16 protein-coding genes, 4 tRNA genes and 1 riboswitch are annotated in these 25,919 nt (G+C 74.5%); of the genes, 13 read left to right on the top strand and 7 right to left on the bottom strand.

The genetic code is table 11. From position 1 onward, the window contains the following. Window positions 1-101: 101 nt before the first annotated feature. Window positions 102-1,538: a PP2C family protein-serine/threonine phosphatase gene (locus tag AB0R04_RS13455; RefSeq protein WP_363370672.1), complete on the bottom strand. Its 1,437-nt coding sequence runs from the start codon at window positions 1,536-1,538 to the stop codon at window positions 102-104. Between the two features lie 613 nt (window positions 1,539-2,151). Here AB0R04_RS13455 and AB0R04_RS13450 point away from each other — a divergent pair. Next, on the top strand, window positions 2,152-2,829 hold the full coding sequence (locus AB0R04_RS13450; protein WP_363370670.1) for a bifunctional DNA primase/polymerase: 678 nt from the start codon (window positions 2,152-2,154) through the stop codon (window positions 2,827-2,829). 206 nt (window positions 2,830-3,035) lie between these two features. On the opposite strand, the gene AB0R04_RS13445 is transcribed toward AB0R04_RS13450, so the two are convergent. The 4 genes from AB0R04_RS13445 to AB0R04_RS13430 form a co-directional block, all read right to left on the bottom strand. Continuing rightward, window positions 3,036-4,019: a DUF5926 family protein gene (locus tag AB0R04_RS13445; protein ID WP_363370668.1), complete on the bottom strand. Its 984-nt coding sequence runs from the start codon at window positions 4,017-4,019 to the stop codon at window positions 3,036-3,038. 106 nt (window positions 4,020-4,125) lie between these two features. Then, window positions 4,126-4,668 (bottom strand): ATP-binding protein, encoded by a 543-nt coding sequence (locus tag AB0R04_RS13440; protein ID WP_363370667.1) that lies wholly within the window; start codon window positions 4,666-4,668, stop codon window positions 4,126-4,128. 305 nt (window positions 4,669-4,973) lie between these two features. After that, window positions 4,974-5,798: a glycerophosphodiester phosphodiesterase family protein gene (locus AB0R04_RS13435; protein WP_363370665.1), complete on the bottom strand. Its 825-nt coding sequence runs from the start codon at window positions 5,796-5,798 to the stop codon at window positions 4,974-4,976. Between the two features lie 79 nt (window positions 5,799-5,877). Then, window positions 5,878-7,335: a cytosine permease gene (locus tag AB0R04_RS13430; protein ID WP_363370663.1), complete on the bottom strand. Its 1,458-nt coding sequence runs from the start codon at window positions 7,333-7,335 to the stop codon at window positions 5,878-5,880. Then, window positions 7,328-7,475, bottom strand: a riboswitch (TPP riboswitch). Its footprint overlaps the gene before it by 8 nt. A 315-nt stretch (window positions 7,476-7,790) precedes the next feature. Here AB0R04_RS13430 and AB0R04_RS13425 point away from each other — a divergent pair. From AB0R04_RS13425 to AB0R04_RS13400, 6 genes are all read left to right on the top strand, one after another. After that, the gene (locus AB0R04_RS13425; RefSeq protein WP_363370661.1) at window positions 7,791-9,614 is read left to right on the top strand and encodes a trypsin-like peptidase domain-containing protein; all 1,824 of its coding nucleotides are present in this window, start codon (window positions 7,791-7,793) and stop codon (window positions 9,612-9,614) included. A 63-nt stretch (window positions 9,615-9,677) separates the two neighbouring features. Continuing rightward, a tRNA-Ser gene (locus AB0R04_RS13420) sits at window positions 9,678-9,765 on the top strand. A 118-nt stretch (window positions 9,766-9,883) separates the two neighbouring features. Further along, entirely contained in the window at window positions 9,884-10,711 is an 828-nt protein-coding gene (locus tag AB0R04_RS13415; protein ID WP_363370659.1) for a MerR family transcriptional regulator, read from the top strand. A 113-nt stretch (window positions 10,712-10,824) separates the two neighbouring features. Further along, window positions 10,825-12,189: an FAD-linked oxidase C-terminal domain-containing protein gene (locus AB0R04_RS13410; protein ID WP_363370657.1), complete on the top strand. Its 1,365-nt coding sequence runs from the start codon at window positions 10,825-10,827 to the stop codon at window positions 12,187-12,189. A 424-nt stretch (window positions 12,190-12,613) separates the two neighbouring features. Continuing rightward, window positions 12,614-12,943: a hypothetical protein gene (locus tag AB0R04_RS13405; protein WP_363370655.1), complete on the top strand. Its 330-nt coding sequence runs from the start codon at window positions 12,614-12,616 to the stop codon at window positions 12,941-12,943. A gap of 481 nt (window positions 12,944-13,424) precedes the next feature. Further along, window positions 13,425-14,210, top strand: a complete 786-nt coding sequence (locus AB0R04_RS13400) for a pyridoxal 5'-phosphate synthase (protein WP_363370653.1) — start codon at window positions 13,425-13,427, stop codon at window positions 14,208-14,210. Window positions 14,211-14,262: 52 nt separating this feature from the next. Here the strand turns inward: AB0R04_RS13400 and AB0R04_RS13395 are convergent, their stop codons facing one another. After that, the gene (locus AB0R04_RS13395; protein ID WP_363370651.1) at window positions 14,263-15,327 is read right to left on the bottom strand and encodes an EamA family transporter; all 1,065 of its coding nucleotides are present in this window, start codon (window positions 15,325-15,327) and stop codon (window positions 14,263-14,265) included. A gap of 152 nt (window positions 15,328-15,479) precedes the next feature. On the opposite strand from AB0R04_RS13395, the gene AB0R04_RS13390 reads away from it, so the two are divergent. Both AB0R04_RS13390 and AB0R04_RS13385 read left to right on the top strand, forming a co-directional pair. Beyond that, window positions 15,480-16,337: a glycoside hydrolase domain-containing protein gene (locus AB0R04_RS13390; protein WP_363370649.1), complete on the top strand. Its 858-nt coding sequence runs from the start codon at window positions 15,480-15,482 to the stop codon at window positions 16,335-16,337. Between the two features lie 147 nt (window positions 16,338-16,484). Then, the gene (locus tag AB0R04_RS13385; protein ID WP_363370647.1) at window positions 16,485-18,146 is read left to right on the top strand and encodes a long-chain fatty acid--CoA ligase; all 1,662 of its coding nucleotides are present in this window, start codon (window positions 16,485-16,487) and stop codon (window positions 18,144-18,146) included. A gap of 136 nt (window positions 18,147-18,282) precedes the next feature. Here AB0R04_RS13385 and AB0R04_RS13380 read toward each other — a convergent pair whose 3' ends face one another. Further along, on the bottom strand, window positions 18,283-21,762 hold the full coding sequence (locus tag AB0R04_RS13380; RefSeq protein ID WP_363370645.1) for a PAS domain-containing protein: 3,480 nt from the start codon (window positions 21,760-21,762) through the stop codon (window positions 18,283-18,285). A 178-nt stretch (window positions 21,763-21,940) separates the two neighbouring features. Here AB0R04_RS13380 and AB0R04_RS13375 point away from each other — a divergent pair. The 4 genes from AB0R04_RS13375 to AB0R04_RS13360 all read left to right on the top strand — a co-directional run bounded on the left by AB0R04_RS13375 (window position 21,941) and on the right by AB0R04_RS13360 (window position 25,763). Next, window positions 21,941-22,031: transfer RNA gene (locus AB0R04_RS13375), tRNA-Ser, on the top strand. 223 nt (window positions 22,032-22,254) lie between these two features. Further along, window positions 22,255-22,330, top strand: a tRNA-Arg gene (locus AB0R04_RS13370). Window positions 22,331-22,361: 31 nt separating this feature from the next. Continuing rightward, a tRNA-Arg gene (locus AB0R04_RS13365) sits at window positions 22,362-22,437 on the top strand. A gap of 278 nt (window positions 22,438-22,715) precedes the next feature. Then, on the top strand, window positions 22,716-25,763 hold the full coding sequence (locus AB0R04_RS13360; protein WP_363370644.1) for an Ig-like domain-containing protein: 3,048 nt from the start codon (window positions 22,716-22,718) through the stop codon (window positions 25,761-25,763). Window positions 25,764-25,919 lie beyond the last annotated feature (156 nt).

The raw sequence follows: 25,919 nt of genomic DNA, 5'->3' as shown, positions 1-25,919 counted from the left end.
CGGGGGAGTGTCGGATCGCGACACGCGCGGGCGGCCGTGCGTCCATGGTACGGACGCCCGGCCGCTCGCCCGTTCGGGGTCGGGACGACTGTTCGGGGCGGCTATTCGAAGCGGGCCGCGAGCAGCAGCAGGTCGTCGGTGGCCGGTCCGGGCTCGGGGTCGGGGCAGACGGCCAGCAGGTGGGCGCAGAGCCGGTCCGGGTCGATCCGCACGTCGCGCGGGGCGTCGGCGGCGGCCCGGCGCAGGTTGGCCTGGCCGGCGTGCAGGGTCGGGCCGCAGCGGCGGGCCAGCCCCTCGGTGTAGAGCAGCAGGGTGTCGCCGCGGTCGGCGGTGAGCTCGACGCCGGGGGCCTCCCAGCAGGCCAGCATGCCGAGCGGGGCGGAGAGCGAGGTCTCCACGAACTCGGCGCCGTGCCGGCCGACCAGGACGGGCGGGCAGTGGCCGGCGCCGGCCAGGGTGATCCGGCGCTCCTCGGGTTCCACCCAGGCGTAGACGGCGGTGGCGGTGCGGGCCGGCTCGGTGGTCTTGAGCAGCAGTTCCAGGTCGCCGAGGACGGACACCGGGTCCTCGCCCTCCAGGACGGCGTAGGCGCGCAGCGCGGCCCGGATCCTGCCCATCGCGGCGGCCGCGCCGGGGGCGGAGCCGGGGCCCGCGCCGGGGCCGTCGCCGGAGACGGAGCCGACGGTGAGGCCGACGGTGCCGTCCGGCAGCGGGATGGCGTCGTACCAGTCGCTGCCGCAGGAGCGGTCCAGGCCGGCCGGGAGGATCCGGGCGGCCAGCCGCAGGCCGGCGGGCTGGGGGAGCCGGTCGGGCAGCAGGCCGCGGCGCAGCGCCTCGGTGGTGCGCCGGACCTTGTCCGCCTCCAGCTGTTTGGCGAGCAGCGGGGCGGCGATCCCGGCGTAGCGGTGGGCGAGCTCGCGCTGGCGCTCGGTGGGTTCGGCGGGCTCGTCGTAGAACCAGAGGGCGGCGGCGAGCGGGCCGTCCTCCTCGGTGGCGAGCGGCAGGCCGTAGCAGCCGCCGAGGCCGAGCTGGGTGGCGAGTTCGCGCAGCCGGGCGCCGGTGGCCGGGTCCTCGACGAGGTCGGGGGAGTGCAGCCGTTCGGGCCGGTCCTGTTCGCGCAGCAGCCTGGCGAGCAGGCTCTGCTCGGGCGGGACGGTCTCCAGCGCGCCGAGGCTGGCGCGGTCGAGGCCGAGGCCGACGGGCTGGCCGGGCCTGCCGCCGGGCATCCGGGTGACCAGGACGCCGCGGCGGGCGCCGAGCAGGGCGGCGCCGGAGGCGAGGACGGTGTCCAGGGTGGCGGCGAGGCCGCGGGCGCGGGCGAGCTGTTCGGTGTGCCGGTGCAGGCTGGCGAAATCGGACAGCCGTCCGGCCAAACGGTCCTGCACCCCGGCGGCCGGTGCCGTGCGGACGTCCGCCGCGCCGTCCTGCGCGTCGGCGGGGCCGGGGAAGCCCGGTGGGTCGAGGACGGTCAGCCCGCCGGCGCTGCCGGGCTCGCCCGGCTCGGAGGGTGTCGACGACGACGGGTGGGACTCGGTCATGCCGCCACTCCTGACGTGCTACGTGCCATGCGGAACCCCCAGGTACGGCCGGTGTGGAGCGATGACGGCCAAAGGGCGCGTTTCGCCTCGATTCGCTACTACTCGTCATTGATCGACAGCAATGCCACCACTTCTACACAGGCCATTTGGGGCATGTCCAGATCCAGGACGACGCGGTGGCCTGTTCCACATCCGCGAGACCCGGTCGGGGGGCGCGTACGGCCTGGCCGCGCGCCGGTCCGGTCGGGAGGCATGGAGGGGACCGGGAGCGGGCAGAACGGAGGGGACGGACCCGGCGGCCGTCCGGATCGTATGCCCGCGCCGCCCGGGACCCGGGCTGGCCGGAAGTCTCTCACTCGTACGGTGGAACCAAGCGCGCCCGGGCGGCGTCCATCCGGTCGCATACGGGATTCTCGTTCCAGGGGCTGTTTCAGTGCGCGGCCCTTCTCATGTCGTGCTCCACACCGTGATCCACGTCGTCGCCGCGCCGCCCGCCATGCCGCCCGCCCCCCTTCGCGCCGCCGGGGCCGTGCCACCGCGGGTCCGCGTGACGAGTCCCGGCGGTGCCGACGGGCCGGAGCGAACCGAGCGGTCAGGGAAAGGAACGAGCGCCATGCGTGAGAACCCGAAAGATCCGTGTCCGCCCGCCACTGCCCACCACCCCGTCCAGGACGACGTCGCACGTCAGCGCCCTGCCCGGCTCGCCGCGGCCCTGACGGCCGCCGTCGACCACCGCTGGCCCGTGGTGCCGGGGGCCGTTCTGCGCGGCGGCCAGTGCTCCTGCGGCGACCAGGACTGCACCGTGCCGGGCGCGCACCCGCACGACCCGTCGCTGCTGGCCGCCACCACGGACGCCCGGATGGTGCGCTGGTGGTGGGAGCGGCAGAGCCCGGACGCTCCGGTGCTGGCCGCCACCGGTTCGGTGGTCTCGGCGGTCAGCCTGCCGGCGGCGGCCGGCGCCCGGGCGCTGGTCTACCTGGGCGCGCTGCGGCTGCCGCTCGGTCCGGTGCTGGCGATGCCGGGCCGGTACGCGCTGCTGGTGGCCCCGTACTCGCTGGACGCGCTCGGCGAGATGCTCGCTCAACTCCCTTGGGTGCCAGGCTCGTTGCGCTACCACGGGGTGGACGGCTTCCTGCCGCTGCCGCCCGGCGGGGCGGCCGGCCGGGTGCGCTGGGTGCTGGCCCCGCGCCCGGACGCCGACGGCGGGGTGTGGCTGCCGCAGGTCGGGCCGCTGCTGGGCGAGTTGGTGGAGGCGACGGTCCGGTTGGACAGCGGTCGCTCGGCGTACTGATCCGCCGGTCCGTTCCCGGGCCGCTCGTCGGGGCCCTGCGGAAAACAAAAGATCCGGCCGCTGGCGACGGGGGATGCACCAGCGGCCGGACTCTTTAGACAGTAACAAGGATCCGCGCCCGCGCCAATTTCCAAGAGGCCCTGCCCGCCCGGAAATTGCGGCTCCATGGCGACAATGTGACGCGTATCACCCGGATCCCGGGCGCTTTAGTTCAAGGTGACCTGACGGTTCACCAGGTTCGCGCGGGCGCGCCGCTCCTCGGCGGTCAACGGGGTCTCGTCGGCGAGCACCGAGGCCAGCCGCTCGGCGAACTCGGCGGCCGGCTTCTCGCAGTCGGCGGCGGTCATGGCGAGCGGGAGATCCCAGACCGGGACGGTCAGGCCGTGCGCGCGGAACGAGCCGACCAGGCGGGTGTCCGGGCCGAGCGAGGACTGGTCGGCGGCGCTCAGCCGGGCCAGCGCGTCCAGCAGCCGCTCCTCGGGCACGGTCATCACCCAGCGCAGGTGGTTCTTGTCGGGGGTGCCGCACCAGTAGGCGGCGTCGGCGCTCGCCAGCTTCTCGGTCGGGATGGCCGAGGCGTTGGCGCGCTCCAGGGAGGCGGCGACCTCGCCGGTCGCGGTCTCGGCGTCCTCCAGCCAGAACTCGAAGCCGGTGTGCACGGCGGGCGTGAACGCGGCGTTGACGTCCAGCAGGTCCTGGAGCCGGCGTCCGCCCGCCTCGGTCCGGCGGGACGGCACCGGGTTGCCCGGCTCGGTGGCCAGCGCCAGCTCCAGGGCGTCCGCGAGGTCGCGGCTGAGGTCGCCGGAGGAGGACTGGGTCTGCAGGCCGAGCAGGATGGAGCCGTCCTGGCGGCGCAGCGCCGGCCAGGCCAGCGGCAGCACGGTGGCCAGGGTCACCGACGGGACGTCGCCGGTGGCGCCCTCGGCCACCCCGGCGGCCAGCGTCAGCGGCACCGTGGCGGCGGGCACCAGCTCGCGCAGCGCGACCCAGTCGGCCTCGCCCGACAGGCCCTCGAACGGGCGGTGCACCAGCTCCTGCACCGCGTGCGAGGCCTCCCGGCCGTGACAGGCCTTGTACCGGCGGCCCGAACCGCAGGGGCAGTTCTCGCGGGCCCCCACCACGGGGACCTCGCCCGCGACGGCGGTGGTGGACTGACGCTGCGGCGCCTTCTTGGCGGCCTTCTTGCCCATGGTGCGGCTCTCCCGGGAACGGTGGTCCTTTGCTCCGGGCAGCCTACTGACGTTCCCCCGGCGCGCGGGCACGCGCCGGGCGGACGGGTGGGGGGCGCGCGTCGGTTCAGGCGCTGCGGGCGTCACCACCGGTGCGCCGGGCGTGCCGGGCCCGGGCGGGCAGCGCCGCCCAGACCGTCACCTCGCCGGGCGCGTCGCGCACGCCCCAGTCGCTGGCCAGCTGGCCGACGATGTTCAGGCCGCGACCGCCGCGCGAGGTCAGCGAGGGGCCGGCGGGCAGCGGTCGGGTGGTCGCGCCGCCGTCGGTGACCTCCAGGGTGAGCACGCCGTCGGCGTGCAGCTGCCAGCGGACCAGCACGCCGCCGTCCGTTCCGCTCCCGTGCTCCTCGCGCTCCCGGCCGCCCGTGGCGGGGTGCGTCCCGGAGGGGACGCCGACCAGCAGCTGGTCCACCACCTCGGCCCGGGCACCGCGCCCCAGGGCCCGCAGCGGGCCGAGCGGACGGGCGTACCGACAGGCGTTGCTCAGCAGTTCGGAAAGGATCAATACGGCATCATCAATGACCGGCTCCGGTATCTGCCGGTCGCCGAGATCTCGACGCAGCCGGCGCCGTGCGACCCCGACACTCGCCGGGCCGTGCGGCACTGCCATGGTCGATGAAGTCGGCACTTCACGCGCCACCATCAACGCCACCCCCGGACCTCCTTCAGCGTATGCCGAGGGAGAGATGCCCCTTGGTAATGCGTCGGAAACGACCGCCGGACGATCCCGCGAGGACATTTCAAGCGATTGCGACCGAGGGTGGACCTGAGGTCATTCCGTGCTCACCCTGCGTCGCCCCGGTGCATGAATTCCGGCAATAACGGGCCCGGAAGGTTTGACTGCCGACCAGAACGATCAGGTTGTGTCCGGGCTTTGCGGGTGGATTTGCGGGCGGCCCGCCGCCCGACGGCGGATCACCGCCCGAGCTGCGCCAGGACCTCGGCGGGCCGGTTGGTGATGATCGCGGACACCCCGAGCTCCAGGCACAGTTCCACGTCGGCCGGTTCGTCCACGGTCCACACGTGCACCTCGTGCCCCAGCTCGCGCAGCCGCGTCACCAGCTGCGGGCGGGCCCGCACCAGGTCGATGCCCGGTCCGGCGATCCGCGCCCCGCCCGGCAGCGGGGAGCCCGGGCGCAGCCGGCCGAGCAGCGGCAGGGTCCGTTCGAACAGGAACACCCGTCGGTACTCCGGCGCCGAGGCCGCCACCCGGTCCAGCCCCACCGAGGAGAAGCTCATGATCCGGGCCGCGGGGCGCTCGCCCTCCCGGCTCGCGCCGATCTTGAAGCGTTCGAGCGTCCGCAGCAGCTCGGCCTCCACCCGGCCGCGGTAGCGCACCGGGTGCTTGGTCTCGATCGCCAGGTCCACCGGGCGGCCGCAGTCCACCACCAGCTCCAGCAGCCGCTCCAGCCGCAGCACGCCGCGCAGTTCGGGGTCGGTGCTGGGGCGGCCGGTCTTCCAGGCGCCGAAGTCGTACGCCTCCAGCTCGGCCAGCGTCATCGCCGAGACGGTGCCCTGGCCGTTGGAGACCCGGCCGATCCGGCGGTCGTGCACGCAGACCAGCTCGCCGTCGGCGGTCAGCCGGACGTCGCACTCGACCGCGTCCGCGCCCTCGTCGAGCGCGCGCCGGTACGCCGCCAGGGTGTGCTCGGGCAGGGCGTGCGAGGAACCGCGGTGGGCGATCACCTGGACGGGCGGCGTGGTGCGCGCCGCCGTCGAGGACGGGTCTGTGCTGGTCACGGGCCCCACGATAGGCGGCGGAAGTGACGCGCAGGCGAAGATGGCCCCAATCTGCGGGGCCGTCTTCGGTGCCGGTCGGTCAGCTCCGCGCCGCCCTGCGGGTCAGCGGGGTGAGCGCCCAGGTGACCAGGGCCGGCACCAGGAAGGCGAACAGCGAGGCCGACGTCCACTCCTGCGGGGTGAAGTGCAGGGCGTCCTGGGCGGAGGTCCAGAAGTCCGTCCACCAGCCGGCCACCGCGGTCGGCGCGATGAACTGGTAGACCGCGAAGCCCAGTACCCACGGCAGCAGCATCAGGCGGCGCGAGGGCGCGTCGGCGGAGAGGTTCCAGCCGTACCGGCCGGCGCCGAAGAAGTAGTCCACCGCCAGCACCGCCAGCAGCGGCACGAAGACCGAGCCGATCAGGCCGAGGAAGTTGGTGTAGGTGTCGGTGAACTTGTCGATCTGCAGCGCCAGCACGGTGATCAGCAGGCCGATCCCGCCGGTCAGCACCCGGCGGTCCACCTTCGGCAGCAGGTTCTGCACCGACATCGCGGTCGAGTACACGTTGGCGAAGGACTGGTCCGTCTCGCGCAGCACCAGCACCAGCAGGAACAGCCAGCCGGCCCAGACTCCGAGGAAGGAGTCGAAGATCCTGTTCGGGTCGCCGTCGGACTGCAGCAGGGCCATCAGGCCGAGCACGTAGCACCAGACCTGGGCGATCGTGTAGCCGGAGAAGCTGCCCCAGAACGCCGAGCGCGCGGTGCGCGAGTGCCGGGTGTAGTCGGCGGCCAGCGGGACGAAGGAGATCGACACCGCGATCATCGCGTCGGTGGCGCCCAGGAAGCCGTGCCAGTTGCCGGCGCCCGGGTCGGGCACCCCCTGGCGGCCCAACTGGACGGTGAAGTACACCATCGCGACGGCGACCGCACCGGCCACGAAGCGGCGCAGCACCGCGATCGAGCCCAGCGGCCAGATGGTCAGCGCGGTGGTCAGCGCGCCCGCCAGGAGCACGAACAGCCAGCGGTAGCCGTCGGTGTGGGCGACGGTCTGCGCGCCCACCGCGATCGTCAGCAGCTCGAACACGCCCCAGCCGACGCACTGGACGATGTTCAGCACCGTCGGGACGTACGACAGCCGGGTGCCGAACAGCCCGCGCAGGTTCGCCATCGCGGGCGCACCGGTACGGGCCCCGATCAGCGCGGCCACGCCGAGCATCGCGGTGCCGACCACGGTGCCGGCCACGATCGCGGTCACCGCGGCGGCCAGCGACAGCTCGCTGCCCTTGGCGCCGAGCACGGTCGCGGCGGTGGAGAAGCCGATCAGGCTGACGCCCAGGTTCATCCAGAGCGCGAAGTGGTCCCGGAAGCGCAGCGTGCGCGGCGGCTCGGTGTCCAGTACGAGCGGTGCCTCGGCACGCTCCGGGCGGTCCAGGACGGCGGTCGCCGTGTCGGTGGGGCCCGGGCGACCGCTGTCACCGCCGTGAGCGGTCGGGGACGGTTCGGGGAAACCCTTGGACGCGGGCGCGCCCGAAGAAGAGGATGGCGAAGCAGGCGACATGGCCGATACTCCCTACGCCGGCATTACCCGGACAGGTTCCGGCGGTCTGCGCCCCCTCGACGGTCCGCCCACGATCCCGTGGCGTACGGTCGACCAGCGCACTCTCAGCCTGGTCGGTCCAAGCTCCCGCGTGTCAGTTGTGAGCGACAGGCTAACCGGCCCGGGGGTGAACGCCAAGGCCACGGGGTGTGCGGCCCGCATCGCGGGACGTCCGGCGGAGGTGGGGGAGCCTCCGGTCGTCGGCCTGGTCGCCGGTTCGGCCGTCGAGTTGCTCGTCGGCTCGGTCGTCGGCTTGGTTGTCGGCTCGGTCGTCGGCGCAGGACAGCCTGGTCGGCGGCCCGGCTGTCGGCGGCGGCTAAGGATTCTTATGAGTTATTCAGAGGGGTCCTTACGGCAATCGAATCGGCAGTACGAAAAACTATGGTCCTTGGTTCTGTCAGCTATGGAGGTCGTTCGTGAGCACCGAGCGCGAGGTTGGGCCCACCGGGCCGCAGGGGGAGCAGCCCTCGGGCGGCCAGGCGGCGGCTGTTCCCGCTTCCGACGGCCACGCCTCGGGCGGGCACCAGCCGACACTGGCCTTCGGCCGGGTCCCCGAGCCCGCGGCCGCGCCGGCCGCCGAGGCCGCACCGGCTGAGGCCGCGCCGACGGAGGGCGTTGCGGCCGATGGTGTTCCGGCCGAGGGGGGGTACCAGCCCACCGTGGCCTTCACCAAGGTCCCCGCGCCGGAGGCGGCTCCGCAGGCCCCGGCCGCGCCGGTCGCCGACGCGCCGGCCGCCCCGGTCGACGCCGCCACCGGCTACATCGACGCGCCGCCGCCGGTCCTGCCGCCCGCCCCGCCGGTCCCGGCCGTGCCGGCGGCACCCGTCGCACCTGTCGCACCCGTCGCCGAGAGCCCGGCCCTGCCGCCGGGTGCCAACCCGTACGCCACCCCGGCCCACGGCGTCCCCGCCGCCGGCCCGCACGACCCGTACGGCACCCCGGCCGCCCCCGGTGCGCCCGCCGCGCACCCCGCGCCCGGCCACCACCCGTTCGGCGCCGGCCAGCCGCTCGGCGGCTGGGGCGCCGCCCACGACGCCGGCGGCGGCGCGGGCTACCCGGGCGGCCCGGCCGGACCGCTCGGCTACCCGGCCGACTACCCCGGCGGCCCCGGCGGCCCGCGCAAGAAGCGCGGCGGCCTGGTCGCCCTGATCGCCGCCGTCGCGCTGGTCGCCGGCGTGGCCGGCGGCGTGCTCGGCGTGACCGTCGCGGACCGCAACGACCGCACCAACAGCGCCGACGACCACCGCAGCACCACCGTCCAGGCCAGCAACACCCAGAAGAACGAGCCCGCCCCCGGCTCGATCGCCGGCATCGCGCAGAAGGCGCTGCCCAGCGTCGTCACCATCAAGGCGCAGGGCAACGGCGAGTCGGGCACCGGCACCGGCTTCGTCTTCGACACCGAGGGCCACATCCTCACCAACAACCACGTGGTCGCGCCGACCCTCAACGGCGGCAAACTGACCGTCAAGTTCGCCGACGGCACGTCCTACAACGCGTCCGTGCTGGGCCACGCCGAGGGCTACGACGTCGCCGTGATCAAGATCGACAACCCGCCGAAGAGCAAGCTGGCCCCGCTTCCGCTGGCCGACTCCGACAAGGTCAACGTCGGCGACGCCACCGTCGCGATCGGTGCGCCGTACGGCCTGGAGTCCACCGTCACCAGCGGCATCGTCAGCGCCAAGGACCGCCCGGTCGCCTCCGGCGACGAGACCGGCGGCCAGTCCTCCTACATGAACGCCCTGCAGACCGACGCCTCGATCAACCCCGGCAACTCCGGCGGCCCGCTGCTCGACTCCAGCGGCTCGGTGATCGGCATCAACTCGGCGATCCAGTCCAACGCCTCCGCCAACGGCCGGGCCGGCAGCATCGGCCTCGGCTTCGCCATCCCGATCAACCAGGCCAAGTGGGTCGCCGACACCCTGATCAAGACCGGCAAGCCGGTCTACGCCAAGCTCGACGTGCTGCGCAACGACGACTACAAGGGCGACGGCGCGCAGATCCAGACCCGCGACATCCAGGGCCAGCCGGCCGTCACCCCCGGCGGCGCCGCCGACAAGGCCGGTCTCAAGCCGGGCGACGTCATCACCAAGCTCGGCGGAGTCCCGATCGACAACGGCCCCGCCCTGGTCAGCCGGATCTGGACGCACAAGCCCGGCGAGACCGTCGACGTCGAGTACACCCGCAACGGCCAGCAGTTCAACACCAAGGTCACCCTCGGCCAGCGGGACGGCGACAGCTGACCCCCACCCGCACGAAACGGTGTGCACCGAACCCCGCCGGACCCGTTAGGCTGACCTCCGCCTGGAGAGCTGCCCGAGCGGCCTAAGGGAACAGTCTTGAAAACTGTCGTGCGGTGACCCCGTACCGTGGGTTCGAATCCCACGCTCTCCGCTGGTTGGAGAACCACCTGCTCAGGGCGGGTGCCGAGATCACTCGGCACCCGCCTTTCGCGTTTGCGGCCGGCGGAGGTTGACCCTGACACGGTGGCAGGGGGTGGAGTGGGGGCACCATGTTGAACATCGGAGACTTCGCCAGCCACGGCCGGGTGTCGGTGCGGATGCTGCGCCACTACGACGCGATCGGGCTGCTGCGGCCCGCCAGGGTGGACCCGGTCAGCGGGTACCGGTCCTACGAGGCGTCCCAACTCGCCCGGCTCAACCGGGTGATCGCGCTCAAGGAGCTCGGCTTCACGCTGCAGCAGGTGCGGGCCGTCCTGGACGAGCAGGTGGACGCGGCCGAACTGCGCGGGATGCTGCGGCTGCGCCGGGCCCAACTCGCCGAGGCGATCGCCGCGGACGAGCAGCGGCTGACCAGGGTGGAGGCGAGGCTCCGGACGATCGAGAGCGAGGGGAGCATGTCCGCACACGACGTCGTGCTGAAGCGGGTGCCGTCCGTCCGGGTGGCCGAACTGACCGCGGTGGCCGCGAGTTACGAGCCGGAGGACATCGGACCGGTGATCGGCCCGCTGTTCGCGGAGCTGTGCCGGCGGCTGGCCGAGGCCGGGATCGCCGAGGCGGGCCCGTCCGTCGCCCGGTACGAGGACGTGCCGCAGGGCGAGGGCACGGTGCTGATCCGGGTGGCCGTCCCGGTCGGGCCGGCGGTGGAGCCGGGCCGGTACGGCTTCGCGGTCCTCGACCTGCCGCCGATCGAGGAGGCGGCGACGGTCGTGCACCGCGGCTCGATGGACGAGGCGATGGGGAGCTTCCAGGAGCTGGCCCGCTTCATCGACGCGAACGGCTACCGCTCGGCCGGCTACGCCCGGGAGCTCTACCTGGAGTGCCCGGACGACCCGGCGCGGTGGGTCACGGAGTTCCAGGAGCCGGTGGTCCGCCGGTAGGCCCGGTCCGGCCGAGGTCCGCGCCCCGCAGATCCCGCCGGGGGCCCACTTGCCGGGCCTCCGGCGGGCGGGCAGAGTGCGGTGGAGGCGGCGGGCGGTGAGTGGAGGCGGCGATGGGTGACCTGACGGACCGACTGGCGCAGGGCCTTCCGGCCGGGGCGGTGGTGGTGGATCCGGACGTGACCGCCGCCTACCGCCATGACATGGCCGGCTTCTGCGCCGCCGGTGCGCCCGCCGTGGTGGTGTTCCCGGAGACGGTCGAGCAGGTGCAGCACGTGCTGCGCACCGCCACCGCGCTGCGGGTGCCGGTGGTGCCGCAGGGGGCGCGGACCGGGCTGTCGGGGGCGGCGAACGCCGTGGACGGCTGCATCGTGCTGTCGATGGTGAAGTTGAACCGGATTCTGGAGCTCGACCCGGTGAACCGGATCGCGGTGGTCGAACCCGGCGTGGTGAACGCCGAACTGTCGCGAGCAGCCGAGGAGTTGGGGCTTTCGTACCCGCCGGACCCGTCCAGCTGGGAGTCCTGCACGATCGGCGGCAACATCGGCACCGGCGCGGGCGGGCTCTGCTGCGTGAAGTACGGCGTCACCAGCGAGTACGTGCTCGGCCTGGACGTGGTGCTGGCGGACGGGCGGCTGCTGTCCACCGGGCGCCGGACGGCCAAGGGCGTGGCCGGGTACGACCTGACCCGGCTGCTGGTCGGCTCGGAGGGCACGCTGGGCGTGGTGGTCCGGGCGGTGCTCGCGCTGCGGCCCGCGCCGGCGCCGCAGCTGGCGCTGGCGGCGGAGTTCCCGAGCGCGGACGCGGCGGGCGCGGCCGTCTGCGAGGTGATGGCGCGCGGCCTGACCCCGTCGCTGATGGAGCTGATGGACGCGGTCAGCGTGCGGGCGGTCAACGACCTGGGGCGGATGGGGCTGCCGGAGACGACCCGGGCGCTGCTGCTGGTGGCCTTCGACGGGCCGGACCGGGAGGCCGGGCTGGCGCGGGTGGCGGAGCTCTGCCGGGAGGCCGGGGCGACCGAGGTGGTGCCGGCCGAGGACGAGGCGGAGTCGCAGCTGCTGCTGGAGGCCCGGCGACTGGCGCTGCCCGCGCTGGACCGGCTGGGCACCACGATGATCGACGACGTGGCGGTGCCGCGCTCCCGGCTGGCCGAGATGTTGAACGGCGTGGCGGCGATCGCCGAGCGGCACGCGCTGACCATCGGGGTGGTCAGCCATGCCGGGGACGGCAACACCCACCCGATCGTGATCTTCGACGGCTCGGACGAGGAGCAGGCGGCGCGGGCGCAGCGCTCCTTCGACGAGATCATGGCGCTGGGGCTGGAGCTGGGCGGCACGATCACCGGGGAGCACGGGGTGGGGCTGCTCAAGCGGGACTGGCTGGCGCGCGAGCTGGGGCCGGTCGCGCTGGACCTCCAGCGACAGCTGAAGGCGGTCTTCGATCCGCTGGGAATCATGAACCCGGGCAAGATGGTCTGATGGTATTTCCCCCTATTCCAGTACGACTTTCCGATGGTCTGGGAATGGCCGGAAAAGTCGACATGGGAGGGTAGTCGAACTTTTTGGGGGCGCGTTTCCTGATTTCCCTGCGCCGGGGTGGTGCGCCTGGTGGTTCGCGTGATGGCGAAGCGCCCTGCCTGGAGGGTCCTCCGAGAGGTCGCCGTTCGGGCAAAGTGCCAGCTCAGGGAGGTGTGTCGGCGCACTGTCCGATTTTCGGTCCGTTATGCGCAGCCCGGGTGGATATCACGCTAACGGGCGAAAACTGCCCTGCCGACTAGTGCTTTGTCGATTTGTTGCGGAAGTCTGTCCCTCGGCGTCGCAGCCAGCAGGTGTTCGTCTGGCCGGCGAACTCCCGCACCCCTTGCTCGACAATTGCACGATTTACAGCTTCTTGGAGGCTCTCATGGCTCGCATCCACACCCGCCGGGTGGCCGGACTCCTGCTCGCCGCCCCGCTCGCGGCCGGCCTGCTGCTGGCCGGCGCCGGCGCTGCGGCCGCCGACAACGGTGCGGGCGCCGCCGCCGGCTCCAACGCCGGCGTGGTGTCCAACGTCGGCACGGGCAACGTCTTCGGCGGGGTCGACGGCAACTACATCTCCACCCAGCAGACCGCCACCGGCGCCGGCGCCTCGAACCAGAACAACACCCTCGCGGTGAAGGACAACGCGGGCACCATCCTGGCCGGGCAGTCCAACAAGAACATCAACGTCGTGTTCGCCCCGATCTTCCACTGATCCGATCGGGCACCACCGACGGCGGGGGCGCCGGAGGTGGGCGGCCGCGGGTGAGCTGAGCGCTCGCGGAGGGGCTCGAACCAGTCTCCGGGCGGAATTCCCGCCCGGGCGCGGATCAGAACAGCGCATGACCGGCCAGCGGAAAGGGTCGCCGTGAAGCCGGCCTCGTGGGCGGTGCCGCCATCGGCACCGCCCACGAGTGCGTCCGGAGCCGGGCGCGAACCGCACGGGCCCGCTCGTCGCCGGCTGCCCGACACCGCCGGCACCGCCAGCTGCCCGACACCGCCGACAGCGCCGACACCGCTCGGGACCGCCCGCCGAGGCCCGCCCGGACGCCCCGAACACGTCCAGCGAGGGCCCGCGCCCGGAGCCGTCGGTGCTCGGCGGTACGGTTGCGCTCCGACAGCGCACCACGTGCCCGGGCCCGGGAACCACGGCCCGGCCGGGGCGGCGACCGCGGCAACGGAAGAGAGGGCGCGCGATGGCGGCGGAGGAGGAGGGCCTGACCGGCCCGGGCGAGGCCTGGCCTGCACCGGAGCCGGATCCGCGACCCGGGCCGGACGCCCGCCGGGAGCCGGCCGAGCACCGGCCCGAGCCGAAGTCCGTGCCCGAGCTGCTGCTCGGCCGCCCGCCGATGGCCCGCCCGCTGCCGACCTTCGACGCCGAGGCCGCGCCCGCCGAGCCCGGCCCGCTGTTCGTGGACTGGCTCGCCACCGCGCTGGCCGCCGGCGTGCCGGACCCGCAGGTGGTCACCCTCTCCACGGTCGACGCGGACGGCCTGCCGGACGCCCGGGTGCTGGTGCTGCGCGACGTCGACGCGTCCGGCACCGGCTGGGTCTTCTCCGCCGCCGCCGACAGCCCCAAGGGCCGCCAGCTGGCCGACCACCCGGCCGCCGCGCTGACCGTCTACTGGCCCCAGCTGGGCCGCCAGGTGCGGATCCGCGGCACCGTCGAGCGGGCCGCCGACCTGGTCGCCGCCGCCGAGTTCGCCACCCGCTCCCCGGATGCCCGGGTCGGCGCGCTGGTCGGGCGGCAGAGCGAGCCGATGGCCTCGCTCGCCGAGTACGACGAGGCCGTCGCCGTCGCCCGCCGCCGGCTGGAGGCCACCCCGGACGCGGTCGCGGCCGGGCACGCGGTCTACACCCTGTGGGCGCACGAGGTGGAGTACTGGCAGGGTGACGCGCAGCGCCGGCACGTCCGGCTGCGCTACACCCGCACCGGCCCGGTCCGGACCCCGGAGTGGTCGCGCACCCTGCTGTGGCCGTAACGGTCTGACGGCCCAAGGGCCCGGCCTGGCCGGGCCCCGCCGTCGTGCGGCCCTACCGCCGCCCGGTCAGCGTGGCTCCCACGCTGGCCGCCACCACACAGCCGATCCCGGCCAGCTGCGGCACGCCCAGCAACTGGCCGAGCACCACCAGGCCGACCAGCGCGCTGACCGCCGGCTCCAGGCTGACCAGCACGCTGAACACCCGCTGCGGCATCCGCCGCAGCGCGGTCATCTCCAGCGCGTACGGGATCACCGGCAGCAGTAGCGACACCCCGGCCACCGCGGCCAGCAGCCCCAGCGGCGAGGCGCCGGGCGCGGTCAGCCCGTCCCAGGCCTGGCCGAGCCCGAACGGCGCCAGGGCGAGCGCGCCGACCGTCATCGACACCGCCAGGCCCTGGAAGCCCTGGAAGGCGGCGCCGACCTTGTCGGTGAACAGGATGTACGCGGCGTAGCAGGCGGCGGCCCCGAAGGCGTAGAGCAGGCCGACCGGGTCGAGCCCGCCCCCGTCGCCGCCCTCGCCGAGCAGGGTCAGCAGGATGACGCCGCCAGCGGCGAGCAGCGCCCAGAGCAGGTGGCTGGCGCGCCGGGCGAAGACCAGGGCGACCGCGAGCGGGCCGAGGAACTCGATGGTCGCGGCGGTGCCCATCGGCAGCCGGTCGATCGCCCCGGCGAACAGGAAGGTCATCCCGGCCGAGGCCACGCCCAGCAGGGCCGCCGCGGCGAGGTCGCGCGGGCGCTTGTCGCGCAGCCGGGGGCGGGTGACGGCGAGCAGGATGACCGCCGCGAAGCCCAGCCGCAGGAAGGTGGTGCCGCTGACCCCGAGCGGGCCGAACAGCGGCTTGGACAGGGCGATCCCGGTCTGCACCAGGAACATCGCGGTCAGACAGAGAAGCGGCGCCGGGATCCTCTCCGGGCGCCGCAGGACCTTCGGGAGTCGGCCGGTGGGCCGGCCGGGGGGCGCGTCGGGCGGTGCCGTGGAGCCGGGTGTCCCGCCTCGTCGCCAGCTGCCCCGCTCGCCGGCGGGCTCGCCCTGGGGGGCGGGCGGCATGGCAAGCGCCTCGGCGACGGCGGCAGCCGGCATCGGGGCGGTGGTTTCGCTGGGATGGGAGCTGGGCATATGGGCGAGTTTGCCGTAAGGAGTGATGAACGGGCAAGCTCGTTACAACTATCGGGACGGATGTGGACGGGTGCGGCCGAAAGGGTGGGCTCGCCCGGTGCGCCCGGCGTGGTTGCCGCATTCGTCCGATGGTCCGTCAGTAGCAAGGGCGGGTGCGCTATCTCCGCCCCGCGGCCCTGCTCGCCGCCTCCCTCGTGCTCCTGCTGGCCACCGACGGGACGGGCGTGAGCGCCGGGGCCGCCGCCCTCCCCCGCATCCGGGCCCTCACCCTGCCCGACCGGTTCGGCCCGCCCAGGATCCACGACGACTTCACCGGCCCCGCCTTCGACGCCTGCACCGCGCCGCCCCTCGACACCCTGCGGGCCTGGCACGGGGTCTCCCCGTACGGCGCGCTCGGCATCTACGTCAGCGGCGCCCAGCGCGGCTGCGGCCAGCCCCGGCTCACCGCCGAGTGGGTGCGCCAGGCCCGCGCACTGGGCTGGCGCTTCCTGCCGGCCCACGTCGGGCTCCAGGCGCCGTGCAGCGAACTCGCCCGCAAGCCGCGCCGGATCGACCCCGCCCACGCGGTCGAGCAGGGCCGGGACGAGGCCACCGAAGCCGTCCACGCGATGGGCTCGCTCGGATTCGGCAAGGGCGGCCCGGTCTACCTCGACATCGAGGCCTACCCGATGCACGACCCCGCCTGCGGCCAGGCCGTGGTCGACTTCGCCGTCGGCTGGACCCAGGCCCTGCACGCCGCCGGCTACCGCTCCGGCTTCTACTCCAGCCTCGACTCCGGCATCGCCGACCTGGCCGCCGCAGCCCGGGCCGGCAGCTTCCCGCTGCCCGACGCCCTCTGGTACGCCCGCTGGGACGACCGGGCCGACACCGCCGATTCCGGCGCCCTCGGCTCCGACCTCTGGGGCGACCACCAGCGCGTCCACCAGTACCGCGGCAACGTCGAGGAGACCTACGGCGGCGCCGCCCTCACGATCGACCGCAACCACGTCGACGGGCCGACCGCCGGCTGACGCGTCGCCGATCCGTGATCCGGGCAACGGGGCCGGGATACTGACAGCGGGTGGGGCGGGGCGGCACAATCGGGCACGTCCGCGCGCATTACCGCCCGGTAGGTGCCGCAGGCGCAGCCGCCAGTGCCGCCAGGTCAAGGAGGACCCGTGTTCAGCACGATGCAGGACGTCCCGCTCACCGTCGCCCGGATTCTGGAGCACGGGTCCACCATCCACGGCCGGTCCACCGTCACCACCTGGGACGGCACCGGGCCGGTCGTGCGGACGTACGCCGAGGTGGGGGCGCGGGCCGCGCAGCTCGCCCACGCGCTCCGCGACGAACTGGGGGTGACCGGGGACGACCGGGTCGCGACCCTGATGTGGAACAACTCGGTCCACCTGGAGGCGTACCTCGCCGTCCCCGCGATGGGGTCCGTGCTGCACACGCTCAACCTGCGGCTGCCCGCCCACCAGCTGTCGTTCATCGTCAACCACGCCGCCGACCACACGGTGATCGTGGACGGCAGCGTGCTCCCGCTGCTCGCCGCCGTCCTGCCGGACCTCGCCCCGACGCTCCGGCACATCGTGGTGAACGGCCCCGCCGACCGCTCGCTGCTGGCCGGCTTCCCGGGCACCGTGCACGACTACGAGGAGCTGATCGCCGGCCGGCCCACCGCCTACCCGTGGTGCAGCGACCTCGACGAGCGCGAGGCCGCCGTGCTCTGCTACACCTCCGGCACCACCGGGGACCCGAAGGGCGTGCTCTACAGCCACCGCTCGGTGTACCTGCACTGCCTCCAGGTCAACACCGGCGACAACTTCGCCTTCACCCCGCGCGACACCGCGCTGCCGGTGGTCCCGATGTTCCACGTGAACGCCTGGGGCATCCCGCACGCCGCCTTCATGTCCGGCGCCAACCTGCTCATGCCGGATCGTTTCCTCCAGCCCAAGCCGATGGCCGAGATGATCGCCGCCGTCCGGCCCACCGTCGGCGCCGCCGTCCCGACCATCTGGAGCGGCCTGCTGGACGAGCTCGACGCGGGCGACTACGACACCTCCAGCCTGCGCATGGTGGTCATCGGCGGCAGCGCCTGCCCGCCCTCGCTGATGAAGGGCTTCGAGGAGCGCCACGGCATCCGCGTGCTGCACGCCTGGGGCATGACCGAGACCTCGCCGCTCGGCTCCTTCGCCCAGCCGCCCGGCGGCCTCACCCCGGAGGAGGAGTGGCCCTACCGGGTCACCCAGGGCATCTTCCCGGCCTCCGTCGAGGCCCGGCTGGTCGGCCCGTCCGGTGAGCGGATGCCGCACGACGGCGTCGCGGCGGGCGAGCTGGAGGTGCGCGGCCCGTGGATCGCCGGGGCCTACTACGGCGGTGCCGGGCAGGACCCGGTCCGCCCGGACGACAAGTTCTCCGAGGACGGCTGGCTGCGCACCGGCGACGTCGGCACCATCACCGCCGACGGCTACCTGACCCTCACCGACCGGGCCAAGGACGTGATCAAGTCCGGCGGCGAGTGGATCTCCTCGGTCGAACTGGAGAACCAGTTGATGGCCCACCCCGAGGTGGCCGAGGCCGCCGTGGTCGCCGTCCCGGACGAGAAGTGGGGCGAGCGCCCGCTGGCCACGGTCGTGCTGCGCCCGGGTGCCACGGCCGGGCTGAGCGAGCTGCGGGCCTTCCTGGCCGGGCGGATCGCCTCCTGGCAGCTGCCGGAGCGCTGGTCGATCGTCGAGTCGGTGCCGAAGACCTCGGTCGGCAAGTTCGACAAGAAGGTGATCCGCGCCAGCTACGCGGCGGACGAACTGGACGTGACGGTGCTCGGCAAGGAGTAGCCGCCCGCCCGACCGGCGAGGGCCGGCCACCCCGTTCTCGTGGGGTGGCCGGCCCTCGGCTCGTGCCTGGTGGATCTCGCCGGACCTTCGGCGCGTGCCTGGTGGATCTCGCCGGACCCTCGGCGTCAGGGCGCGGTCAGCCCGCCGCGGCGACGCCCGCCTCGCCCATCGCGCCGATCCGCCCGAGCAGGTCGACGATCCGGGACTGGACGTCGGCGCTGGTCGAGCGCTCGGCGAGGAACAGCACCGTCTCGCCGGTGCGCAGCCGGGGCAGTTCGCGCGGGTCGAGGTCCACCGAGGTGTAGACCACCAGCGGGGTGCGGTGCAGCCGGTCGTTGGCGCGCAGCCAGTCCAGCAGGCCGACCCGGCGGCGGCGGATCTGGAGCAGGTCCATCACCACCAGGTTGGGCTGCACGCTGCTGGCCCGGGCGACGGCGTCGTTCTCGTCCACCGCGTGCTCGACGTGCATGCCGCGCCGCTCCAGGCTGCTGATCATGGCGGCGGCGATGTCCGGGTCGCCCTCGACCAGCAGGACGCGCGGGGCGTGGTGCTCGCCGTCGCGCGGCGCGAGGGCGCGCAGCAGCACGGCCGGGTCGGCGCCGTACGCGGCGTCCCGGGTGGCCTGGCCGAGACCGGCGGTGACCAGCACGGGGACGCGGCTGTTGAGCGCGGCGGTGCGCAGCGACTGCAGCGCGGTGCGGGTGATCGGGCTGGTCAGCGGGTCGACGAAGAGCGCCGCGGGGAAGCCGGCGACCTGGGCGTCCACCTCCTCGCGGGAGCGGACGATCACCGGGCGGTAGCCGCGTTCCTGAAGGGCCTGCCGGGTGGCCGGGTCGGGCTCGGGCCAGACCAGCAGCCGACGGGTGCTGCCGCCCTCGCCGTTCGAGCCGTTCGAGCCGTTCGGGCTGGCCATGGTCGGCGGCTGCTCGTCGGTCCGGTCGCCGGCGGCGGCGGGCAGTTCGGCCATCGGGCGCGGGGCGGTCCTGGCCTCGGCCGGGACGGGCGGCTGCGGTCCGGCGGCGGGCGTCGGCGAACCGCCGAGCGGGCGCGGCGGCGCGAGTTCGGCGAGGCCGGTGCCGACCGGGCGCGGGCCGGACGGGTCCTCGGCGGCGGGCAGCGCCGGGCGGGCGGGCGGCAGCGCGGCGGGGCCGCCGGGCGCGGGCCGGTCCTCCTGCGGGGTCTGGTCGGACGGCGCGGCCGGGGCCTCCTGGCCGGGGCCGGGCGGCACGGCCAGCCGGCGACGGCGGCCGGTCGGTGCGGCGGCGGGCTCGGGCTGCGCGGGTGCCGGGCCAGCCGGCAGGGCGTGCTCCAGGCCGGGGTACACCGGGGTGTCGGGGGCGCCGGGGAGGGCGAAGCCGCCGGAGGAGTCCTCGGTGGGGGGCAGGGCGCGGCGCCGACGGGGCTTGGTCTCGGCGCCGTCGGCGGCCGGGGCGCCTTCCGCGGTGGGCGTACCGCCCGCCGGGGTGCCGTCGGCGGGGGCGGCACCGGTGCCGGGGCCGAGCGCGAGCGGTTCACGCCCGCCGGTCCGGTGCTGCTGCGGACGCTCGCCCTCGACGGGGACGGCGTAGGCCGGGCCGGAGCGGCCGTCGTCCTTGCCCCAGGGGTCGCGCTGCGCGCCGTCCGGACCGGCCAGGCCCTGGCGGCCGTACGCGGGGTCGTTGCCGGTGCCGTTCCACTGTTCGGGGACGGCCCGCTCGATCCGGGCGGGGGCGTTCGGCCACTGGTCGGCGGGGGCGTCGGGGGCGGTCCGGGCCGGGGGCGCGGGTTCCTCGGCGGCGGGGCGGCCACGGCGGCCGCGCCGCTCGGCGGCGGGTTCCTCGGCGGGCTGCTCCGCCGCCGCGGCCGGGGTCTCGCGGTCGGGCTGCTCGCCGCCGTCGGTGACCGGCTCGGCGTCCTCGCCGCTGCTGGGCAGCTGCGGGATGCCCGGCAGGTCGGGCAGGACGGCGCTGTCGCCCTCCTTGGGCCGGTCGGAGCGGCCCTCGGCGGCCGCGCGCTCGGCGGCGGCCTTCGCGGCGGCCGGGTCCAACGGCAGCTCGACGACGTACGTGGTGCCGGCCTTGCCGGGCAGCTCGTGCGGCTGGAGCACGCCACCGTGGCGCTCGACCACCGCGCGGGCTATCGGCAGGTGGACGGGGCTGCCGCCGAGGCCGGGCCCGCGGATCTCGACCCGGGCGACCTCGCCGCGCTGGGCGGCGGCCAGGACGACGGTCGGCGGCTCGCCGCCGGAGGGCAGCGCGGCGGGCGTGCCGGGGGCGGCCAGGCCGGGGGAGGGGGCGGTCGGGGCGTCCAGGGCGAGGCCGATGCCGCTGACGTCGGCGACCAGGTGGGCCAGCGCCTGGGCGAGCCGGCGTTCGTCGGCGATCACCTCGACGGCGGCGGCGTGCACCGAGAACCGCACCCGGCCCGGGCCGACCAGCTCGCCGGCCGCCTCGACGGCCCGGCGGACCACCTTGTCCAGGGCGACGGGCACCCGCCGCTCGGTCGGCTTGCGGCCGTCCTTGCCGTCCTTGTTGTCCTTGCCGTCCTTCGCGTCCGGGCCGTCCGCCGGGGCGCTCTCGCTGGCCTCGGAGCGCTGGTGCGCGAGCACGCCGTCGATCAGCCGGCTGAACCGGCGGCACTCGTCGGCGAGCCGGCGCAGCGTCCAGTTGGCCTCCGGCCACAGCTGCCCGGCCGGGTCGGCGGCGAGCGCGTCCAGCCGCTCGTTCAGCGCGGACAGCGCGCCGCCGAGTTCGCTCTCCAGGACGGCGGTGAGGTGTTCGTTGCGGGCGACCAGGGCGAGTTCGCGGCTGCGGTCGGTGAAGGTCATCACCGCGCCGACCAGCTGGTCGCCGTCCCGCACCGGCGCGGTGGTGAGGTCGACGGTGACCGGGCGGCCGTCCTTGCGCCACAGCACGGTGCCGCGCACCCGGTGCTTGCGCCCGGAGGTCAGGGTGTCCAGCAGCGCGGACTCCTCCAGCGCCAGCGGGGTGCCGTCGGCCCGGGAGTGCTGGATCAGCGGGTGCAGTTCGCGCCCGCCCAGCTCGCTCGCCCGGTACTCCAGGATGTGCGCGGCGGCCGGGTTGACCAGCACGCAGCGGCCTTCGAGGTCGACGCCGAGCACGCCCTCGGCGGCGGCGCGCAGGATCATCTCGGTCTGCTTGTGCTGGCGGCGCAGCTCGGCCTCGACGCCGAGCCGGCTGGAGAGGTCACGGACCAGCAGCAGGAGCAGGTCGCTCGCGGAGGACGGGCGGGACCGCTCGCGGTACGGGTCGTACGAGGTGAGCCCGTAGCCGCGGCCCTCGCCGGTGCCGTCGTCGGGGAAGTCGTTGCCGGAGACCTCGACCGGGAAGCTGGTGCCGTCGGTGCGCCGGGCGGTCATCCGGACCGGGCGGTCGGGCTCGTCGCCGTCGCGGGCGGCCGGGCGCATCGAGCCGGGGATCCGACTGGGGTCGAACTCGGGCAGGAGGTCCAGCACGCCCATGCCGACCAGCGAGGTGCCGGGCGTCTGGAGCGCGTGGACTGCCGCGCTGTTGGCGTCCACGACGGTGCCGTTGCTGTTCACCAGCAACAACGCGTCGGGCAGGGCGTCGAGTATGGCGGCGAGGCGAGCAGCGCCTCGGATCGGCCTGCTGCTCACGTCGACAGGTCTCCTCGGCTCAGGGCAGCTCCTCCGGAGACGGCAGTATCTCATTCTTCTTTGCGGCGGGGTCGACCCGCCTAGTAACGTGGGCGGTGGTTGGTGCCGAACCCCACGGTTGTGGCATCATCTCAGGCACACGGAACGGGTCCGCTCACGCGGACGTGGTCCCTGTGGAGGAGGCTTCGCCTAGTCCGGTCTATGGCGCCGCACTGCTAATGCGGTTTCGGGGTTATTCCTGATCGAGGGTTCAAATCCCTCAGCCTCCGCAGCCGGAAAGCCCCGTCGACGATCTTGTCGGCGGGGCTTTCGGCATCTCCGGGGTGGTTCCGGACCCGCCCCGCCGACCTGCTCCGCAGGCCGGGGCCGCCGGGGATCCGAGCGGCCTCCAGGGGGTCGGCCCGGGGGCAGGGAGCAATCGATTTCGTCCCGCGTCGCAGGTCATGTAATGTTGTCCCCGCAACGCCCCGCTGGCACTGTTCATCAGGGCGAGCGCTCATAGCTCAACGGATAGAGCACTTGACTACGGATCAAGAGGTTGCAGGTTCGAATCCTGCTGAGCGCACCAATCTCCGCAAGATCGGGTTCGCCCGTTCCTTGCGCTCATAGCTCAACGGATAGAGCACTTGACTACGGATCAAGAGGTTGCAGGTTCGAATCCTGCTGAGCGCACCAGCGAGAAGCCCCCGGCCACCGGCCGGGGGCTTCTCCCGTTTCCGGGCCCGGACGAGGGCGCCGGGTGCCGCGTCCGTTCTGGATTGCGGGCCTAATGGATGAAATGCATCTGTTTCGGGTATATCCCGTCCTGCCGCTCGGATGGCCGCCAAACGGGTGGGACCCGGCCATAAGCGCAGGTGTCGCAGTATGACCGGCTCAGGATCGTGATTCCTTTTTGTCAGATCTTGTGCCCAGACTGCCCGGCACCCCGGCAGCCGACCGTGAAGGAGAGCCGGATGGGCCGACAGTTTCCCCGCACGGCCGCCGCCCTGACCGTCCTCGTGGCCGGGCTGCTGACCGGCTGGAACGCCCCACTCTCGGTGGCCCAGCAGTCCCCTGACGCCTGGTCGGGGGAACGCCGGGCGGTCCTGCCCTCCGGCCTCTCCGTCCAACTCGAATTCGCCGCCACCCCGGGCACCGAGGTGGCCGCCGCGGCCGGCGAACTGGCCGACCGCCCCGGCGGGGGGCGTGCGGCCGGGCCGTACACGGACGGAATGCACCCCGGAAACCCCGCGCAGACCTTCAGCGTCACCGAGAACCGCCCGCAGGCGGACGGATCCTGGCGCACCGTCGGAACGCTCCGGCTCGCCTTCTCCCGACCGGTCCGCAATCCCCGACTGCACCTCAGCGGACTGGTCGCGCTCGCCACCGGGAAGTCCGGCACCACCAGCACCGCGGCCCGGCTGACCCTCACCGGCGGCTCACCCTCCGCCCCCACCCTGGTCAACCGCACCGACTGGCCCGGCTGGACGGTCGACGCCAACGCCCTCGCGCCCGTCGGCGCCGACGGCAGCTCCGACGGCGCGGCCGGCTCCGCCTCCGAGGGCACCCTGGAACTCGCCGGCACCCTGCGCACCGCGGTCTTCCGGGTCGAGCAGCGCTCCACCGCCCGAGCCGGCAGCACCACCGCCCCGCCCGTCCTGCGCCAGGCGTACACCGTCACCGTCGACGAGGACCTCGGCACCGCCCCGCAGAACTACGGCAACGCCTCGCACGTGCTCTCCGACCTGTTCCTCGGCGCGGACGCCGCCAACCCGGCGCACCGCACCCGACCCCGGTCCGCCGACGACCCCGGCACGGTCGACCGGTCGAGCGGCGAGCCGCTGGTCCAGCTCGACCACGGGGCCGGCCGGCGCAGCGTCTTCACCAGCCCGCCGCCGCCCAAGCTCCAGCCCGGCCGCGCCGAGTACCAGGGCGCCGACCCGTCGATCAGCTTCCCCACCGAGGCCGCGATCGGCCGCTACTACCGGCTCAGCGTCCCGGTGGCGGTCGGCGACCAGCCCGCGACCCTGGCCGGCTGGATCGACTTCGACCACAGCGGGCGCTTCGACCCCGCCGAGCGGGTGCAGGCCGAGATCCCGGCCGGCGCCGACACCGCGACCCTGGAATGGACCGTCCCGACCGGCGCCGCCTCCGGCGACACCTGGGCCCGGCTGCGGATCGCCCGCGACGCCAGCCAACTCGTCCCCTCCGGCGGCTTCGCCGACTCCGGGCAGGTCGTCGACCAGCGGATCAAACTGACCGTCGGCGCCGCCCGGCCCGAGATCGCCGAACCCGTCGACGGCGCCGTCCTCGCCGAGGCCCGCCCACGGATCCACGGCGACGGAGCGGTCGCCGGCGCCTCGGTGGAGATCCGGGACGGCGACGCCACGGCCTGCCGGGCCCGGGTCGAGCGCGGCGGCGACTGGTCCTGCCGGCCCGATGGAGCGCTCACCGCGGGCCCGCACGCCCTCACCCCGGTCGAGATCACCAGCGGTGGTGTGGTGCTGCGCGGCGACGCCGTCCGGGTCACCGTGAAGACGGCGCCGCCCGCACCGCCCGTCCTCACCCTCCCGGAGTACACCAACGACCCGGGGATCCAGCTCACCGGCACCGGTGAGGCGGGCAGCACCGTCGCGGTCACCGACCAGGCCGCCGAACTCTGCCGCAGCTCCGTCCGGGCGGACGGCCAGTGGTCCTGCCTGCCGGTCGAGAACCTGGTGGACGGGCGCCACCTGCTCACCCCCGTCGCGGTCGACGCGGCAGGGAACCGGACGGCCGGGCAGGCGGTCGCGCTGGTCGTCGACACCGTCCCGCCGGACAAGCCGGTGCTCGGCTCGCCGGCCGCCGGGGAGACCCTGCGGGTCAGCCGGCCGACGTTCACCGGGCGGGCCGAGCCGGGCTCGAAGGTGCTGGTCACGGCGCGGGCGGGCGGCTCGGCGGCCTCGGGGCCGGCTTCGGTCTCGGGTTCGGTCTCGGGTTCGGGTCCGGGTGCGGGTGCGGGTGCGGGTTCGGGCGAGCGGACGGTGCTGTGCGGGGTGACGGCGGCGCTCGACGGCAGCTGGACCTGCACCGCCAACCGGGACCTGACGGACGGGCAGCAGTGGCTGGTCGTCACGGCGACCGACCTGGCGGGGAACGGGGCGGCGGCGGATGCGGTGCCGGTGCGCGTCGCGGCGGCGCCGAGCCCGTCGGCTTCGGCGTCGACTCCTGCGGTGCCGAGTGCGGTGGCGTCGACTCCTGCGGTGCCGAGCTCGGGGGCGTCGGTTCCCGTGCGGCCCAGCCCCGCAGTCTCGGTGCCGACCGTGCCGAGCCCGTCGGCGTCGGTGCCGGTGCCGGTCGGGCCGAGCCCGAGCGTGGCGGTGCCGGTGTTGCCCTCGGCCGGTGCTTCCGCGCCGGTGGCCTCCTCCGTATCGTCCCGTCCCGCGACGTCGCCCGCGCCCACGTCCACGCCTTCGAGCCCGGTCACCTCGTCGCCGAGCCCGGTTGTGGGGGCGACGCCCGTTGCATCCGTGCTCGTGCCGGCGCCGGCGGGGCTGCTGCCGATCGCCGTTCCGGCGGTCGCCCGGCCGCCCGCGGCGGTGGCCGGGCCGTCCGCTGCTTCAGTCACCCCGACCGTCCCGACCGTCCGGATCGCCCCCACCACCACCTCCGCCGGTTCCGTCCCTCCGACGCTCCGTACCGTTCCGTCCCTGGGCGCCAGCCCGACCCGGGCGGCCGTCGGCGTCATGGCGTCGTCACCGTCACCGTCACTGACACCACCTCTGACACCGCCTCCGTCACCGTCATCGACGCCGGTGGCGGCTGAACCGCTCGGGTCCGCCGGGGAGGATGCCGGGCCGCTGCCGGCGCCGCCGAGCGCGTCGCCCGTGGGGGCGGCCGCGGAGGCCTCGCAGGCGGCGGCCGCGCGGTCCACCGCGAGCGGCTGGCGCGGTGGGGTCGCCGGTGGCCTGCTGGTGCTTGCCGGAATCGGGCTGATCACCCGCCGGGTGTTCGCCCGTGGTGACGGTGTCCGGCGGCACTGACCTGCGCTGAACCATCCCGACTACCCGTTCATGTGCCTGCGCGTCAGGTCGGCTTCGGACGATTCGTCAGCAAATGTCGACACACCTCATCATAAATGTCGCATTTGATGACGTATGAACTTAGCCTGATCTTGGCACTGCCCGTCAGATCCGGGC

It is taken from the genome of Kitasatospora sp. NPDC056731 (genome assembly GCF_040687675.1).
In the GTDB taxonomy this organism is placed as follows: domain Bacteria; phylum Actinomycetota; class Actinomycetes; order Streptomycetales; family Streptomycetaceae; genus Kitasatospora.
The sequence above is the reverse complement of the archived record's forward strand: the minus strand, read 5'-3'. Positions and strand labels throughout refer to the sequence as shown.

Excerpts from the sequence above, each read along its gene's own strand:
- AB0R04_RS13395 (WP_363370651.1), bottom strand. The coding sequence starts at position 15,327 with ATGCCCAGCTCCCATCCCAGCGAAACCACCGCCCCGATGCCGGCTGCC.
- AB0R04_RS13415 (WP_363370659.1), top strand. The coding sequence starts at position 9,884 with ATGTTGAACATCGGAGACTTCGCCAGCCACGGCCGGGTGTCGGTGCGG.
- AB0R04_RS13445 (WP_363370668.1), bottom strand. The coding sequence starts at position 4,019 with ATGGGCAAGAAGGCCGCCAAGAAGGCGCCGCAGCGTCAGTCCACCACC.
- AB0R04_RS13440 (WP_363370667.1), bottom strand. The coding sequence starts at position 4,668 with ATGGCAGTGCCGCACGGCCCGGCGAGTGTCGGGGTCGCACGGCGCCGG.
- AB0R04_RS13360 (WP_363370644.1), top strand. The coding sequence starts at position 22,716 with ATGGGCCGACAGTTTCCCCGCACGGCCGCCGCCCTGACCGTCCTCGTG.
- AB0R04_RS13455 (WP_363370672.1), bottom strand. The coding sequence starts at position 1,538 with ATGACCGAGTCCCACCCGTCGTCGTCGACACCCTCCGAGCCGGGCGAG.
- AB0R04_RS13410 (WP_363370657.1), top strand. The coding sequence starts at position 10,825 with ATGGGTGACCTGACGGACCGACTGGCGCAGGGCCTTCCGGCCGGGGCG.
- AB0R04_RS13405 (WP_363370655.1), top strand. The coding sequence starts at position 12,614 with ATGGCTCGCATCCACACCCGCCGGGTGGCCGGACTCCTGCTCGCCGCC.
- AB0R04_RS13430 (WP_363370663.1), bottom strand. The coding sequence starts at position 7,335 with ATGTCGCCTGCTTCGCCATCCTCTTCTTCGGGCGCGCCCGCGTCCAAG.
- AB0R04_RS13450 (WP_363370670.1), top strand. The coding sequence starts at position 2,152 with ATGCGTGAGAACCCGAAAGATCCGTGTCCGCCCGCCACTGCCCACCAC.
- AB0R04_RS13400 (WP_363370653.1), top strand. The coding sequence starts at position 13,425 with ATGGCGGCGGAGGAGGAGGGCCTGACCGGCCCGGGCGAGGCCTGGCCT.